Source organism: Bradyrhizobium sp. LA6.8 (assembly GCF_040547935.1).
GTDB classification, from domain to species: Bacteria; Pseudomonadota; Alphaproteobacteria; order Rhizobiales; family Xanthobacteraceae; genus Bradyrhizobium; species Bradyrhizobium barranii.
In genome coordinates this window covers 375,969-392,064 of record NZ_JBEPQQ010000004.1, presented here as the reverse complement: position 1 = coordinate 392,064, position 16,096 = coordinate 375,969, and the positions used below count along the sequence as shown (strand labels likewise).

10 protein-coding genes are annotated in these 16,096 nt (G+C 64.7%); 2 read left to right on the top strand and 8 right to left on the bottom strand.

The features are described 5' to 3' along the window. The 3 genes from glgB to ABIA90_RS22015 are packed head-to-tail and all read right to left on the bottom strand — an operon-like array spanning nt 1 to nt 7,385. Nucleotides 1-2,145 (bottom strand): 1,4-alpha-glucan branching protein GlgB, encoded by a 2,145-nt coding sequence (gene glgB, locus ABIA90_RS22025; RefSeq protein ID WP_354119403.1) that lies wholly within the window; start codon nt 2,143-2,145, stop codon nt 1-3. Further along, a complete protein-coding gene (gene treS / locus ABIA90_RS22020; RefSeq protein ID WP_354119404.1) occupies nt 2,138-5,428 on the bottom strand; it encodes a maltose alpha-D-glucosyltransferase in 3,291 nt (1,096 codons plus the stop codon). Before treS ends, glgB begins: the two co-directional genes overlap by 8 nt. A gap of 10 nt (nt 5,429-5,438) precedes the next feature. Beyond that, on the bottom strand, nt 5,439-7,385 hold the full coding sequence (locus ABIA90_RS22015; RefSeq protein WP_354119405.1) for a maltotransferase domain-containing protein: 1,947 nt from the start codon (nt 7,383-7,385) through the stop codon (nt 5,439-5,441). 204 nt (nt 7,386-7,589) lie between these two features. Between ABIA90_RS22015 and malQ the strand changes: the two genes are divergently transcribed. Together malQ and ABIA90_RS22005 are read left to right on the top strand one after the other, a co-directional pair. Next, nucleotides 7,590-9,551 carry a 4-alpha-glucanotransferase gene (malQ, locus tag ABIA90_RS22010; RefSeq protein WP_354119406.1) on the top strand — a complete coding sequence of 654 codons (1,962 nt, stop codon included), beginning with the start codon at nt 7,590-7,592 and terminating at the stop codon, nt 9,549-9,551. Nucleotides 9,552-9,581: 30 nt separating this feature from the next. After that, nucleotides 9,582-11,384 (top strand): glycoside hydrolase family 15 protein, encoded by a 1,803-nt coding sequence (locus tag ABIA90_RS22005; protein ID WP_354119407.1) that lies wholly within the window; start codon nt 9,582-9,584, stop codon nt 11,382-11,384. Nucleotides 11,385-11,441: 57 nt separating this feature from the next. Here ABIA90_RS22005 and ABIA90_RS22000 read toward each other — a convergent pair whose 3' ends face one another. Genes ABIA90_RS22000 through gnd form a run of 5 tightly spaced genes read right to left on the bottom strand, consistent with a single transcriptional unit; the run spans nt 11,442 to nt 16,096 of the window. Then, nucleotides 11,442-12,254 carry an HAD family hydrolase gene (locus tag ABIA90_RS22000; RefSeq protein WP_354119408.1) on the bottom strand — a complete coding sequence of 271 codons (813 nt, stop codon included), beginning with the start codon at nt 12,252-12,254 and terminating at the stop codon, nt 11,442-11,444. Between the two features lie 25 nt (nt 12,255-12,279). Next, complete coding sequence (locus tag ABIA90_RS21995; RefSeq protein WP_354119409.1) at nt 12,280-12,810, bottom strand: gluconokinase; 531 nt, start codon at nt 12,808-12,810, stop codon at nt 12,280-12,282. Then, a complete protein-coding gene (pgl, locus tag ABIA90_RS21990; RefSeq protein ID WP_354119555.1) occupies nt 12,797-13,546 on the bottom strand; it encodes a 6-phosphogluconolactonase in 750 nt (249 codons plus the stop codon). The genes ABIA90_RS21995 and pgl overlap by 14 nt, the downstream gene beginning before the upstream one ends. Beyond that, nucleotides 13,546-15,057 (bottom strand): glucose-6-phosphate dehydrogenase, encoded by a 1,512-nt coding sequence (gene zwf / locus ABIA90_RS21985; protein WP_071910145.1) that lies wholly within the window; start codon nt 15,055-15,057, stop codon nt 13,546-13,548. The genes pgl and zwf overlap by 1 nt, the downstream gene beginning before the upstream one ends. A 40-nt stretch (nt 15,058-15,097) precedes the next feature. Beyond that, on the bottom strand, nt 15,098-16,096 hold the full coding sequence (gene gnd, locus ABIA90_RS21980; RefSeq protein ID WP_354119410.1) for a phosphogluconate dehydrogenase (NAD(+)-dependent, decarboxylating): 999 nt from the start codon (nt 16,094-16,096) through the stop codon (nt 15,098-15,100).

Genomic DNA, 16,096 nt, shown 5'->3' with positions numbered 1-16,096 from the left:
TCAGCTTTCCGGAACGAGGAAGATCGCGGCGAGCGGCGGAACGGTGAGGCGAAGCTCGGGCGCCTTGCCAGCGGCATGAACCTCGCCGATGTTTCCGACATTGGTGCCGCCGTAATGGGCGGAGTCCGAATTGAACACCTCTTTCCACTTGCCGGCGAAGGGCACGGGGACGCGATAGTTGCGATAGACGTTCGGGGAGAAGTTGACGACCACGAGACACCGCGCGTGCTCGTCAAAACCCTTGCGCAGCCAGGCGAATACGTTGCGGTTGGCGTCATTCGTGATCAGCCATTCGAAGCCGGCCTGATCGCAATCCATCTGGTGCAGCGCCGGCACCGCGCGATAGAGCCGGTTGAGGTCGCGGATCAGCGCCTGGATGCCGGCATGGTACTTGTATTCGAGCAGGTGCCAGTCGAGCGACTGGTCGTGATTCCATTCGCGGCTTTGCGCGATCTCCGCGCCCATGAACAGCAGCTTCTTGCCGGGATGGCCGAACATGAAGCTGTAATAGGCGCGCAAATTCGCAAAGCGCTGCCATTCGTCGCCGGGCATGCGGCCGAGGATCGAACGTTTGCCGTGCACGACCTCGTCATGTGACAGCGGCAGGATGAAGTTCTCCGAGAAAGCGTAGTGCAGGCCGAACAGGATATCGCCGTGATGATGCTTGCGGTGGATCGGATCCTTGCTGATGTAGTTCAGCGTGTCGTGCATCCAGCCCATGTTCCACTTGTAGCCGAAGCCGAGCCCGCCGAATTCGACCGGGCGCGAGACCTGCGGCCACGCGGTGGATTCCTCGGCCGCCGTGGTCGCCTGCGGGAAGCGCGCGAACAATTCGGTGTTGAAGCGGCGCAGGAACGCGATCGCCTCGATGTTCTCGCGGCCGCCATACTGGTTCGGAATCCAGGCGCCCGGCGGGCGGCTGTAGTCGAGATAGAGCATGGAGGCGACCGCATCGACGCGCAGGCCGTCGATCGCGTAACGCTCGAGCCAGAACAGCGCGTTCGACACCAGGAAGTTCGTCACTTCGGTGCGGCCGTAATTGTAGATCAGCGTGCCCCAGTCGAGGTGGCGGCCCTGGAGCGGATTGGCATGCTCGTAGAGCGAGGTGCCGTCAAAGCTGCCGAGCCCGTGCGGATCGTCAGGGAAATGGCCGGGCACCCAGTCGAGCAGCACGCCGACGCTCTCGCGATGGCAGGCGTCGACCAGCGCGGCAAAATCCTCAGGCCCGCCGAAGCGGCTGGTCGGCGCATAGAGGCCGGTCGGCTGATAGCCCCAGGAGCCGTCGAACGGATGCTCGCTGACCGGCAGGAATTCGAGATGGGTAAAGCCCATGTCGCGGGCATAGGCCGGCAGCTGCTCGGCCAGCTCGCGATAGGTGAGCCATTCGTCGCCGTTCTTGCGCCGCCAGGAGCCGAGATGGACCTCGTAGATCGACATCGGCGCCGAGAGCGCGTTGATGCCATCCGGCGCCGGGCGCGGGCGCGCGAGATGTGCCTCGTCGAACACGATGGAAGCCGTCTTCGGCCGCACCTCGCTCGCAAAGGCCATGGGATCGGACTTCAGCGGCAACTGGTGGCCGTGCGGCCCGATGATATCGAACTTGTAGTGGTCGCCGCCCTTGGCGTGCGGGATGAACAGCTCCCAATAACCGGCACCACGTACCCGCATCGGATGGCGCCGCGCGTCCCAGAAATTGAAATCGCCGACCACGGACACCCGCCGCGCATTCGGCGCCAGCACGACGAAGCCGATGCCGTCGATGCCTTCGAGCCGCATCGGATGCGCGCCGAGCTTGTCGTAGAGGCGCTGATGGGTGCCTTCGCCGAGCAGATAGAGATCGAAATCGGTCAGGATCGGCGGGAAGCGATAGGCGTCCTCGAACTCGACGATGTTGTCGCCGAACCTGGCGCGGAGCTGATAGCGCTTCGAGCCGTTCGGCAAGGCGCCGATGAACAGGCCCGAAGCGTGGACGCGATCGAGCTTCGCCACCTCGCCATGTTCGCCCACCGCCTCGACATTGGTGGCATCGGGGAGGAACGCGCGCACCACGCTCTTGCCGCCCTCGGGATGCAACCCGAGATAATGGAAGGGGTCGGAGTGGCGGCCCTCGATGATCGCGTAGGCCTCGGCTGGCAGTTTAGGCATGGGCTTCGCTCTCATTGGACAGAATGCGAAGCAGTCCGGTCAGCGGCGCGCGGAGCCCCTCAGGCCGGTGGGACAGCTCGTACTCTACTTCGTCGAAGGCTTGATCAAGCAGGAAAAACCTTAACAGGCCTTCCGCGGATTGCCGATCTTCCGGCCACAGCCGGCGATCGGTCATGGCTTCGCGGTAAGCGTTAAGGAATGTCGCGGCGGCGCGTTCGCGCCATTCGCCGAGTGCGGTCGTGAGCCGGTCCTGCTCGTCGGATGCGCCCGTCAGCGCGCGGCCGAGCGCGGTGTTAACCGAAAGCTCAATCGAGCGGATCAGGCCGGCGACGTCGCGTGCGGCCGGTGCCTTGCGACGCTTGTCGGCCAGCGCGAGATGCGGATTGCCGTCGAAATCGATGATGAAGATATCGTCCTTCACGATCAGGATTTGCCCGAGGCGGAAGTCGCCATGATGACGGATGTTCAACCCGACGATGTCGGATGGCAAGAGCGCATTGAGGTGGTCGGGCAGGGTCGCGCGCACCGCGACGAGCTGGTCGATCAGAGGCCGGTCGGTCTCGCGCAGGCCGTCGCGGCTGTCGGCCAGCCGTTCGAAGATCCGCTCGGCCCGTGCCTTGAGCTCGGATGCCCAGCGCTCGACCTGCGCGGGGTCGATCGGCTCCGGCGCGAGATCGTCGGGCCTTGCGGCGGCGAGAGCCACGTGCAGCTCGGCGAGCCGCCGGCCGATCTGCGCCATGAAGTGCAGATAAGGCGCCTGCTCCTGGGTCTCTCGGGGCGCTTCGCTCATCGGCGCCAACCGCTGCTCGTCGATATAGCGGTCGAGATAACCCGTGGTGACGGTCCAGCCGTCGCCCTGGTTCTCGACATAGGCGTGCAGCACGCCGACCGCGCTGCTTCGATCGCCTTCGACCAGCTCGACACTGCCGAGCAACGCCGGCGTATTGGCAAAGTGCGCGACGTCAGTGAGGTAGGAGCCGATCTCGATCTCGGGATTGATGCCGCCTTCGAGCTGGCGATAAATCTTGGCGACGTACTGGTTGTCGACCAGCGCCGTGCTGTTCGACTGCTCGATGGCGCGGATGCGTTCGGGCTCCTTGATGATGTAATCGGCGAACCGGCTGGTCGCCTTGAACTCCAGGCGCAGATTGTTCTCTTCCACCACCAGGTTCTGCGACAGATTGCGCAGGAACAGGCCGATGAAGATCTGCTCGGTCGCGACGTCGAGCAACGTACCCTCGCGCGCGCCCTGACGCACGGCGGCGAGCGCCTTCGGGTTGAAGCGTTCGCGGTCGAAGCGCACCCATTCGATCTGCATCGCCAGCACGTAGCGCGCCGTGGCATCCTGTTGCGCGGTTTCGAAGATCGCGATCCAGGGCCTGTTGTCGCCGATGTCGCAGAACGGAACCGCCGAGGTCAGCGTCGGCTTGATCTGCTTGGGATCTTGCTCGGGATACCAGCGCGTGCGCGACAGGAAGCCTGGCAGCACCTCATGCTCGAACACGCCGCGCTCGCGCGCCAGCGACACCCAGGTCGAATTGACCGGCACCACCAGCGTCTCGAACTCAGGCACCGCGCGCGGCGTCACCGGCTCGGACTTGTTGCGCTCGGTGAGCTGGAACCAGTAGAAGCCGTAAGGCCCCAGCGTGATCATGTAGGGCACCTCGCCGATCGGCGGAAAACGCGTGCGTCCGAGCATCTCCTGCGGAATGCGGTCCTTCCACGGCGACAGATCGAGCTCGGTCGCCTGGGCTGCGCGCGAGAGGTTGGCGACGCACAGGATCACCTCGTCGTTGTACTGCCGGACATAGGCCAGCACGGCGCGGTTGGCCGGGCGGATGAAGGTCATGGTGCCGCGGCCGAAGGCGAGGGTCGATTTGCGCACCGAGATCAGGCGTTTGGTGGCGCTGAGCAGCGAGGACAGGCTGCGCGACTGCGCCTCCACGTTCACCGACTCGTAGCCGTAGACGGGGTCCATGATCAGCGGCGCGTAGAGACGGGCGGGATCGCAGCGGGAGAAGCCGCCATTGCGATCCGGGCTCCACTGCATCGGGGTGCGCACGCCGTTGCGGTCGCCGAGATAGATGTTGTCGCCCATGCCGATCTCGTCGCCGTAATAGATGATCGGCGTGCCGGGAAAGGACAGCAGCAGCGAGTTCATCAGCTCGATCTTGCGGCGGTCATTGTCCATCAGCGGCGCCAGCCGCCGGCGGATGCCGACATTGATGCGGGCGCGGGGATCGTTGGCGTAGGTGGTCCAGAGATAGTCGCGCTCGACGTCGGTGACCATCTCCAGCGTCAGCTCGTCATGGTTGCGCAGGAACAGCGCCCATTGGCAGCTTGCGGGAATGTCCGGCGTCTGGCGCAAGATGTCGGTGATCGGAAAGCGGTCTTCCTGCGCGATCGCCATGTAGATGCGTGGCATCAGCGGGAAGTGGTAGGCCATGTGGCACTCGTCGCCGCGGCCGAAATATTCCTGCACGTCCTCCGGCCATTGATTGGCCTCGGCCAGCAGCAGCTTGCCCTTGGAGTAGGAGTCCAGTTCCTGGCGCAGGCGCTTGATGATCGCATGCGTCTCGGGGAGGTTCTCGTTGTTGGTGCCGTCGCGTTCGCAGAGATAGGGGATGGCGTCGAGGCGGAATCCGTCGACGCCGGCATCCAGCCAGCGCTTCATCACCTGGATCAGGGCGCTGACCACGCGCGGATTGTCGAAATTGAGGTCCGGCTGGTGCGAGAAGAAGCGGTGCCAGTAGAACGCCCCGGCCTCGTGGTCCCAGGTCCAGTTCGACTTCTCGGTGTCGGTGAAGATGATCCGCGTGCCCTGGTATTTCTGGTCGGTGTCGCTCCAGACATACCAGTTGCGGGCGCTCGAGCCCGGATGGCTGCGGCGCGCGCGCTTGAACCATTTGTGCTGGTCGGAGGTGTGATTGACGACGAGCTCGGTGATGACGCGCAGGCCGCGCTTCTGCGCTTCCTGGATGAAGCGCTTGAAGTCCTTCATCGTCCCGAAATCGGGATTGACCGAGCCGTAGTCGGCGATGTCGTAGCCGTCGTCGCGCCCGGGCGATGGATAGAACGGCAGCAGCCACAGCGCGGTGACGCCGAGCTCCTGGAGATAGGGCAGCTTCTCGGTCAGTCCGGCGAAATCGCCGATGCCGTCATGGTTGCTGTCGGCAAACGCCTTGACGTGGAGCTGGTAGATGATTGCGTCCTTGTACCAGAGTTCATCCACGATCTCGGCTGCCTCGGCTTTTTGGGTGTCGACGGAAGACAAAACATTCATGGCGTGATCCTTACGCCAGGCAGCGGAACAGCAGCGCCGGGTCGCGGTCGGGATCGATATATAATCTGATCCCGCCCCATTCGATGCGGGACAGTTCGCCTGTGATGAGATTTTCGAGTGCGGTGACGTGGCGGCGTGCGCCGCCGGCGTCGATGGTGAGGTCGCCCAGCGGCAACCAGACTTCGCGGACATGGCCCGAGAGGGCGATGACCGCGACGACGGTGTTGGCTGGATCGGCCGCCTCCTTGGCAAAGGCGATCGTCTCGCCGTCCTCGACGCCGAGGAAGCGCAGATTCTCCGTTTGCTGAAGCGCGGCGTTATCGTTGCGGATGCGATTGAGCGCGGCGATGTAGGTCTTGATGTTGCCGGGCCGGTCCCAGTCGCGCGGCTTGATCTGGTACTTCTCGGAATCAAGATATTCTTCGCGGCCGGGAATCGCGTCATGCTCCAGCAGCTCGAACCCGCTGTAGATGCCGTAATTGCCGGACAGCGTCGCGGCCAGCGCGACCCGCGACTTGAACGCCCAGGGCTCACCGCCCTGGAGATGATAGGGCAGCAGGTCGGGCGTGCTCACGAACAGGTTCGCCCGATAGAAATCGCGCTCGGGATAGCGGGTCAGCTCGCCCAGATATTGCTCCAGCTCCCATTTCGCCGTGCGCCAGGGGAAATAGCTGAAGGACTGTGCAAAGCCGAGCTTGGCGAGGCCCTTCATCAGCTTCGGTCGTGCAAAGGTCTTGGAGAACAGGATCACCTCGGGATGGCGGCGGCGGATGTCGCTGATCAGCCACTCCCAGAACGGAAGCGGCGCGGTGTCGTGATTGTCGATGGCGAAGATGGTGACGCCGTGGTCGATCCAGAACAGCATGGCATCGCGAAACGCGTTCCACAGCCCGGCCCTGTCGACGGAGGCGAAATCGGGGATGACGATGTCCGAATAGGGATCATCCGCCGTCCGCACCGAGCGGTCCGGACGCCATTTGAACCATTCCGGATGCTGCCTCAGCCAGGGATGGTCCGGCGAGCATTGCACGGCGAAGTCGAGCGCGAGCTCGAGGCCGTATTCGAGACAGGTCGCGACCAGCGCGCGGAAATCCTCGATCGTGCCGAGCTCGGGATGCAGTGCATCGTGCCCGCCCTCGGTCGTGCCGGTCGCATAGGGCGAGCCGGGATCGCCTTCGGTCGCCACCGGCGCATTGTTGCGGCCCTTGCGGCGGGTGCGGCCAATGGGGTGGATGGGCGTGAAGTAGAGCACGTCAAATCCCATCGCGGCGATGTCGGGCACGCGCGCGATGCAGTCACGCAGCGTGCCATGCTGGCCGGGACTCTGGCTCTGGCTGCGCGGCATCATCTGATACCATGCGCCGAAGCGCGCTTTGTCGCGGTCGACGATCAGCGGGAAGTTCTGCGAGCGGGTCAGGTCGGGCCGCGACTGGCTCTCAGCCATGGCCGCGCCGAGATCGGCTGCCAGCAGCGAGCCGACATCGCCGGTCTGAAGATAGTCCTCGCATTGCTTCACGATGACCGCCGCGGCGTCCTGCCGGGCGCCATGCGCCTTGGTCAGGAGGCCGGCGCCCTCGATCGCATCGAGGCTGACGTCCGCGCCGGCGCGCCGTTTGCGCTCGACCCCGTGCGACCAGGTGGCGAACTCGTCGGTCCACGCTTCGATCGCATAGACATATTGGCCGGGCTCGACGGGGGTGAAGGCGCCGGACCAGCGGTCATTGCCGTGATGGATCATCGGCTCGCTCCGCCATTCCCGGTCCTGTTCTCCTCGCCAGATCAGCGCGGCACCGATCACCGCGTGGCCGCCGCGATAAATGTCCGCCCAGACGTCGACCCGTTCGCCCGCAATCCGCTTCACGGCGAAACGGCCGCTGTCGATCGAGGGATAGATATCTTCGATGAGGAAAGCGCTGCCGGCTGCGGCACTCTCGACAGTTTGAATTGTCTTGTTCACGGTGATGCCATTGACAAGAAAGCAGGAGCCCGTTTCCCTTGTCGGGAACCTACACTTGATACCAATATAGAAAGCCGCTTGTGTGTCATTGGTTCCCTTGGGAACGGCAGGCACGGTCTGCGAGTTAGCCCTGACTAACCTCTTCCACGACCTCGTTAAATTCCCTGCCCCCGGCCGGATGACGGCCTGCAAGCTGCGTGCCGAATGGATCTTTTAGCTCAAGCCCGGATCAAGGGCGTTCAGTCCGAATTCGTCGATGCCCTCGGAAAGCTGCGGGTCACCGATCCCGTGGCCCTCAAATCCATCCTCGAGGCTCTGCCGGAGAAGCGGGTTTACCGCTTCGTCGGCGGGCCCGTGGTGGTGCGCGCCCTGGGACATCCGCGCACCGAATTGACGACGATCGGCGCGCCGCCGCTGCAATGGACATTGCGCGCAAACGGCAATGTGATCGCACAAGGCGAGACCCAGGAGCCCGTGATCGCCTGGCCCGCCGGCCTGCCGCTCGGTTATCACCGGTTGACGCTGACCGATGCCCGGGGCGTTGCGGAAGAGGTGCCGATGATCGTGGCGCCCGAACGCGCCTTCGGCGGCGATTTCGCCCGAGGCTGGTTGCTCGCCGTGCAGCTCTACAGCGTCCGCTCGGACCGCAATTGGGGCATTGGCGATTTCACCGACCTCGCCGATCTCGTCCGGCTCGCCAGGCAGCTCGGCGCCGATGGCGTCGGGCTCAATCCGCTGCATGTCCTGTTCGACAACCACCCCGCCGATTGCAGCCCCTATTCGCCGAACAGCCGGCTGTTTCTCAACCCGCTCTATATCGACGTCGAGGCGATCCCGGAATTTTCCGCCGACCTCGTCCCCGACGCGGCTGCGACCGCCGCGCGGCTGCGCGAAGGCGATCGTGTGCCCTATGCGGACTTGGCGGCGCTGAAATGGCTCAGCCTGCGCGCCGCCTACAACAGTTTCGTGACGAGCGCGAGCGAGGCGCGCCGCAAGGAATTCGACGCCTTCCGCGCGGACCGCGCGCCGCTATTGTCCCGCTTTGCCTGCTTCGAGGTGCTGCGGCATCGCTTCTCCGGGCCTTGGTGGGAGTGGCCGCAAGAGTGGCAGCAGCCGGATGAAGCCAAATGCGCCGAGCTCCGCAACGGTCCCGACAAGCGCGAGGTCGAGTTCGTCGAATTCGTGCAATGGACGGCCGATAGCCAATTGCAGGCCGCCAAGGAATTGGCCGGCCAGCTCGGCATGCGCGTCGGGCTCTATCTCGACGTCGCCGTCGGCGTGCAGTCCAACGGCTTCGACGCCTGGAACGAGCAGATGGCGATTTCGCGCCATCTCGCCGTCGGCGCGCCGCCCGACGTGCTCAACACCGTCGGACAGGATTGGGGCCTTGCCGGCTTCAATGCCGGTGGTCTGGAGGCGCAATCCTTCGTGCCGTTCGCCGACATGCTGGCCGCCTCGATGCGCCATGCCGGCGCGATCCGGCTCGATCACGTGCTGGGGTTGAAGCGGCTGTATCTGGTGCCGCGCGGCTTCAAGCCGGACAACGGCGCCTATGTTCAGATGCCGTTCGAGGCGCTGCTCGGCGCCGTGGTGCACGAGAGCGCGGCGCACAAATGCATCGTGATCGGCGAGGACCTCGGCACCGTGCCGGAAGGTTTCCGCGAGACCATGCAGGATTTCGGCATCTGGTCCTACCTCGTCATGATGTTCGAGCGCGACGATGCCGGCCGTTTCCGCAATGCCGACCATTACCGGCCCAACGCGCTGGTCACGCTGAACACGCATGATCTGTGCACCTATGCCGGCTGGCGCTCCTTCAGCGATCTCAAGATGAAGCGCTCGCTCGGGCTCGACCCCGGCGAGAACGACCAGGCGCGCTGGGATGCGCTCGGCAGGCTCGACGAGATCCTGCGCCAGAACGGCATCAACGCCAACGATCTCTATTCGGTGCTCGCCTTCCTGTCGCGGACGCCGTCGCGTCTTCTGGCGGTGTCGCTGGAGGATCTGCTCGGCGTGATTGACCAGCCCAACATTCCCGGTACGATCGATGAGCATCCGAACTGGCGCCAGCGCCTGCCGGTGGCGCTCGACAAGATCGCCGCCAAGGTCGATGTTACGGCCTTGAAGGCGGCGACGCGGGAACGCTCGTTGACCGGCGGGAGTTGAAACGGCGGATTTTCCGGGGCTCGTGACACATTGGCTCAGAGGATCGAGGACTATGCGCTGATCGGCGATTGCGAGACCGCAGCGCTGGTCGGGCGCGACGGCTCGATCGACTGGCTGTGCTGGCCGGCCTTCGATTCCGATGCCTGCTTTGCCGCGATCCTCGGCACGCACAAGAACGGCCGCTGGCTGATCGCGCCAAGCGAGGACACGACCTCGATCTCGCGCCGCTATCTCGGCAACACCCTCATCCTCGAAACGCGCTTCGAGACCGGGAGCGGCACCGTTGCGCTGATCGACTTCATGCCGCCGCGCGGCAAGGCCTCCGACATCGTGCGGCTGGTCCGCGGCCTCACGGGCACGGTGAAGATGCGGATGGAGCTCGTCATCCGCTTCGGCTTCGGCGTCGACATTCCCTGGGTGCGACGCATCGACCATTCGCTGCTGGCGATCGCCGGCCAGGACATGACGGTGCTGCGCACCCCGGTGGAGACCCGCGGCGAGGATCTCACCACGGTCTCCGACTTCGACGTGAAGGCGGGTGAGACCGTGCCGTTCGTGCTGACCTACGGCCCCTCGCATCTCGATCCGCCCGCGCCGATCGATCCGGAGATCGCCTTCCAGGAGACCGAGAAATTCTGGAACGAATGGTGCAGCCGCTGCACCCGCGACGGTGATTATCACGATCTGATCGTACGCTCGCTGATCACGCTGAAGGCGCTGACCTTCGGCCCGACCGGCGGCATCGTCGCGGCGCCCACCACCTCGTTGCCGGAAAAGCTCGGCGGCGCCAGGAATTGGGATTACCGCTTCTGCTGGTTGCGCGATGCGACCTTCACGCTGCTGGCGCTGATGAACTCGGGTTACACCGAGGAAGCGTTGGCCTGGCACAATTGGCTGCTGCGCGCGGCGGCAGGCTCGCCGGCGGACATGCAGATCATGTACGGCATCTGGGGCCAGCGGCGTCTGCTGGAATGGGAAGCGGGCTGGCTCGACGGTTATGAGGGCGCCCAACCGGTGCGCGTCGGCAACGCCGCGCATGCGCAGCTCCAGCTCGACGTCTACGGCGAACTGATCGACGCCTTCCACCAGTCGCGCATGGCGAAGCTGAAGCTCGACGACGAGACGACCTGGGCGCTGGAATGCGTCGTGCTCAACCATCTCGCCGAGGTCTGGGACCATCCCGACAACGGCATCTGGGAGCTGCGTGGACAGCCGAAGCACTACGTGTTCTCCAAGGTCATGACCTGGGTCGCCTTCGACCGCGGCATCAAGAGCGCCGAGACCTTTGGCTTCAAGGCGCCGCTCCTACATTGGCGTGCCCTGCGCGAAGCCATTCATCGCGATGTCTGCAACAAGGGATTTGACGCGGAGGAGAATGCCTTTGTCGACTTCTATGGTTCAAAGCTGCTCGATGCCAGCGTGCTGCTGCTGCCGGCCGTCGGCTTCCTGCCGCCATCGGACCCGCGCATTCGGGGCACCATCGCCGCCGTCGAGAAACACATGATGCGCGACGGTTTTGTGCTGCGCCACGATCCCCGCGAAGTGTCCGAGGAGACGCAGCCGATCGAGGGCGCGTTCCTGGCGTGCAGCCTGTGGCTGGCCGATGCGCATGTGCTAACGGGTGATCTCGACAAGGCGCAAGCCTTGCTCGATCGCGTGGTCGGCATCGCGAACGATGTCGGCCTCCTGGCCGAAGAGTATGATTCAGGCGCCCGGCGCCAGACCGGTAATTTCCCGCAGGCCTTGACCCACATCGCGCTGATCAACACCGCGCACAATCTCTCGGCCGCGAGGCAGGAGAGCGAGAAGCCGGCGGTGCAGCGGTCGAAGTAAGGGGGGAGGGAACATACCTCCGTCGCGGCGCCAGTCGAGTCTCGTCTTACCAGGCGCTCAGCCCACCCCGTTCCGCTTCAAAATCACCTCCATCGCCTCTGCAAAGCCGTCCTGCTCATTGGTTGCGGTGACATGGGTGGCCTGGTCCTTGACGCTGTCGGTGGCATTGCCCATGGCGATCGAGGTGCCGCTGACGCGGAACATCGCAAGGTCGTTCTGCATGTCACCGATGGTGGCGACCGCGTCGGTGGAAATACCAAGGCGCTTGGCCATGGCCTGCACGAAGGTGCCCTTGTCGAAGCCGGGCGGGGTGATGTCGAGATAATAGGTCTGCGAGCGCACTGCAGTGGCCGCGCTGCCGAGCGCCTCCTGCATCGCTTTCTCGCAACGCTCCAGGCCGGCGGCATCGGCGCTGGCGCCGACGATCTTGCAGGCGTTCGCAAGGTACGGCGAGAAATCCGTCACGATGGTGGGATCGGAGCGGATCGTGTGCTGCTCGTGCGCGACGTATTTACCATCAGGGTTGTCGATCAGCCATTTGTCGGTGGTGAAGAGCCAGATGTCGGCGCCGAACTCCCGGAGGATCTGCAAGGACCGTTCGGCGGCGCTTGCCGGGATCAGGTGCTGCTCGACCGGATGCATCTCGGGATCGACGATCGAGGAGCCGTTGAACGGACCGATCGGCAGCCAGAGCGCCAGCGGCTCGATCAGGAACCGCATGCCGATCGCGGGGCGGCTGGAGGTGATGGTGAAGCCGATGCCGGTCTTGTGCAGCCGCTGCACCGCGGACCGCGCGCGCTCCGTCAGCGTCTTGTCCTTGGTCAGCAGCGTGCCGTCGACGTCGGAGACGACCAGTGAGATTTTCGTCATGGCAGGACCTCAGGGTTTGTCGGCCTCAGCGTTTCGCCCCGCTCAGCTTCAATTGCCGTACCACGCCGTCCACGATCGCCTCGACGGATTCGTCGATCGAGACGGTGATGACATGTTCGCCCGCTTCCGGCGGCTCCAGCGTGTCGAACTGGCTCGTCAGCAGTCCGGGCGGCATGAAATGGCCCTTGCGTTGCGCGAGGCGGGCGGCGATCAGCTCCCTGGTGCCCCTCAGGAAGACGAAGCGGACGTCGTCGCGTCCGCGCAGCAGCACGTCGCGATAGGTGTGCTTCAGCGCTGAGCAGGCGATGATCACGTGCTCGCCCTTGTCGCAAACCCGGGCGATCTCGTCGGCAATGGCGTTGAGCCAGGGCCAGCGGTCCTCGTCAGTGAGGGGATGGCCGGCCCGCATCTTCTCGACATTGCTGGCGGGGTGAAAGCTGTCGCCGTCCTCGAAACGCCAGCCGAGCCGCTGCCCGAGCGCCTCCGCAACCGTACTCTTGCCTGAACCCGACACGCCCATCACGATCAACGCACAAGGTGCTTCAACGCCCGCCACGAATTCCCTCCGGAAGCGCGGCCTGATCGACCAGCCAGACGGTCTCACCATTCGAGCGCGCGCGTACAGCCGGCAGAGTCTCGCCATTGAGCAGGCGCGTCAAGATCGGCTGCTTGTCGTGCCCGGCAATCTCGAACAGCATTTCGCGGCAGGAGGCCAAAGCGGGCAGGGTCAGCGACACCCGCGGCACGAACGGCGCGACATTGGCCTTGGGGACGCCGACCACCCAGCGTGCGGTCTCCTCGATCGCGGGGTAGCCGGGGAAAAGCGAGGCGGTGTGGCCGTCCGGGCCCGCGCCCATCAGGACCATGTCGAACAGCGGCCGTGCCGGATCGAGGTTTTCGGCGCCGTAGAAGGACTGAAGCTCGCGCGCGTAGGCCTCGGCACCCGCTTCGGGGCTTTCAGCCGTGGTCGGGATCGGGTGAATATGCCCGGACGGCGCATTGCGGTCGAGAAAGGTCGCGCGCGCGACTGCCATGTTGTTGAGGGGATCGCTCGAAGGCACGAAACGCTCGTCACCGATGAACCAATGCACGCGGTCCCACGGGATCTTGCCGCGATACGCGTCGCTGCCGAGCGATTGATAGAGCTTTTTCGGGCTGGATCCGCCGGTGAGGCAGATCGCGATCCGCCCGGGATTGGCTGATATCCGCGCCATCACCCGGTCGGCTGCGGCCTGCGCCAGCGCCTCGGCGTCGGCCGCGACGATCAGCTTCGGCTGGTCGGCCGCTTCCATCACGTAAACTTCCGCCAGCTTCGCCCGTCGCGCCGGAGCAGCTCATCGGCGCAGGCGGGGCCGTCGCTGCCGGCGGAGTAGGTCTCGATGCCGTTGGTGCCTTCACTTTTCCAGGCGTCCAGGAACGGCTGCACCGCCTGCCATCCGGCCTCGATGCCGTCGGCGCGCTGGAACAGGATGTTGTCGCCGATCATGCAGTCGTAGATCAGAGTCTCGTAGCCGGTCGAGGGATCGGCGCGGAAATAGTCGCCGTACTTGAACTTCATCTCGACGCCGTCGATGGTGATGCTCGGCCCCGGGATCTTGGCGTTGAACTGCAGCTCGATGGTTTCGGTCGGCGCGATGCCGATGGTGAGGAAGTTCTGCGACAGGCGGTCGACATCCGTGCCTGAGAACATCGACAGCGGCGCCTGCTTGAACTTGATCGCCACTTCCGTGCGCTTGTGGCCGAGCGCCTTGCCGGTGCGCAGATAGAACGGCACGCCGGCCCAGCGCCAATTGTCGATCATCAGCTTCAGCGCGACGAAGGTCTCGGTGGTGCTGCCGGGCTTGACGTCCTCGGTCTTGCGATAGTCCGTGATCTCGTCGTCGCCGATGCGGCCGGCGAGATATTGCGCGCGCACCGAATTCTTCAGCGCCTCTTCCCGGGTCGGCTGCTGGATCGACGTCAGCACGTCGGCCTTTTCGGAGCGCACGGAATGCGCATCGAACCGCGCCGGCGGCTCCATCGCGACCAGCGACATCAGCTGGAACAGATGGTTCGGCACCATGTCGCGCAGTGCGCCGGTGGCATCGTAGAACCCGCCGCGATGGCCGACGCCGAGCTTCTCCTCCACGGTGATCTGGATGTGATCGATATGGTTGCGATTCCAGATCGGCTCGAACATGCCGTTGGCAAAGCGCAGCACCAGGATGTTCTGCACCGTCTCCTTGCCGAGATAATGATCGATCCGGTAGATCTGGTGCTCGTCCATGATCTTCAGGAGCTCGGCATTCAGCGCCTTGGCTGACGCGAGATCGGTGCCGAACGGCTTTTCGATTACGAGCCGACGCCAGGCGCCGTTCTCCTTCATCATTCCGGTGCGGCCGAGCTCCCGCGCGGTCGGTGCGAAGGCGGCGGGCGGGGTCGCGAGATAGAACAGTCGGTTGCCGCCGGTGTCCTGCGCGCATTCCAGCGAATCCAGATGCGCGCGCAAGCGGTCGAAGGACGGGGGATCCTTCGGATCGGCCTCGACGAAGGTCACGCATTCCAGCAGCTTCCGGGCAATGTCGTCGTCCACGGGCCGCGTCGCGAATTGCCGCAGGCCCTTCAGCAGGCTGTCGCGCAGCTCGTCATCCGACTGGCGGTTGCGGGCCACGCCGACGACGCAAAACTTCTCCGGCAACAGGTGCTCGGCGGCCAGATTGTAGAGCGACGGCATCACCAGCCGATGGGTAAGGTCACCGGTCGCGCCAAAGATGACGAAGGCGCAATTTTCGGGCTTGCGCTTGGCCTGCGGGTCTTTTGTCACGAATGATCGGCCTTCGCTCTGTTACTTGTTACTTCGGCTCTTATTTGGGTTTCGAAGCGCCCGGCTGCTTCGGCTCCTTGTGACCGCCGAAGCCCGCGCGCATTGCGGAGAGAATTTTTTCGGCGAAGGTGTGTTCCTTGCGGGAACGGAAACGTGTGTAGAGGGCCGCGGTCAAAACTTCGGCCGGCACCGCCTCGTCGATTGCCGCATTCACGGTCCAGCGGCCTTCACCGGAATCCTCGACGAAGCCGGAATATTCCGCAAGCGCAGGACTGTCGGCGAGCGCCGTCGAGGTGAGGTCGAGCAGCCAGGACGGGATCACGCTGCCGCGCCGCCACACCTCGGCGATGTCGGCGAGGTCGAAATCATAGCGATGATCCGCCGGCAAGGCCTCGATGTTGGCATTCTTGAGGATGTCGAAACCTTCGGCATAGGCCTGCATCAGGCCGTATTCGATGCCGTTGTGGATCATCTTGACGAAATGACCGGCGCCCACGGGGCCTGCGTGGATGTAGCCCTGCTCGATGCGGGGATCGCGCCCCTCACGTCCCTCCGTGCGCGGAATGTCGCCGGCGCCGGGCGCAAGCGCGGCGAAGATCGGATCGAGCCGGTCGACCACCTGCTTCTCGCCACCGATCATCATGCAATAGCCGCGGTCGAGCCCCCAGACACCGCCTGAAGTGCCGACGTCGACATAATGGATGCCGCGCTCCTTCAGCGCCTTGCCGCGGCGGACGTCGTCCTGCCAGAACGTGTTGCCGCCGTCGATGATGACGTCGCCTTCCTGCATCACGCCCGCGATCGTGTCGATCGTGGTCTCGGTGATGTGGCCGGCCGGCAGCATCACCCAGGCCGCGCGCGGCCGCTCCAGCTTGGCGACAAACTCTTCCAGCGTCGCCGAGCCCTGTGCGCCGTCTGCGGCGAGACCCGCGACGGCCTTGGCGTCCTTGTCGTAGACCACGGTCGTATGACCGTGGCGCATCAGGCGGCGAACGATGTTGCCGCCCATCCGGCCGAGGCCGATCATGCCGAGTTGCAT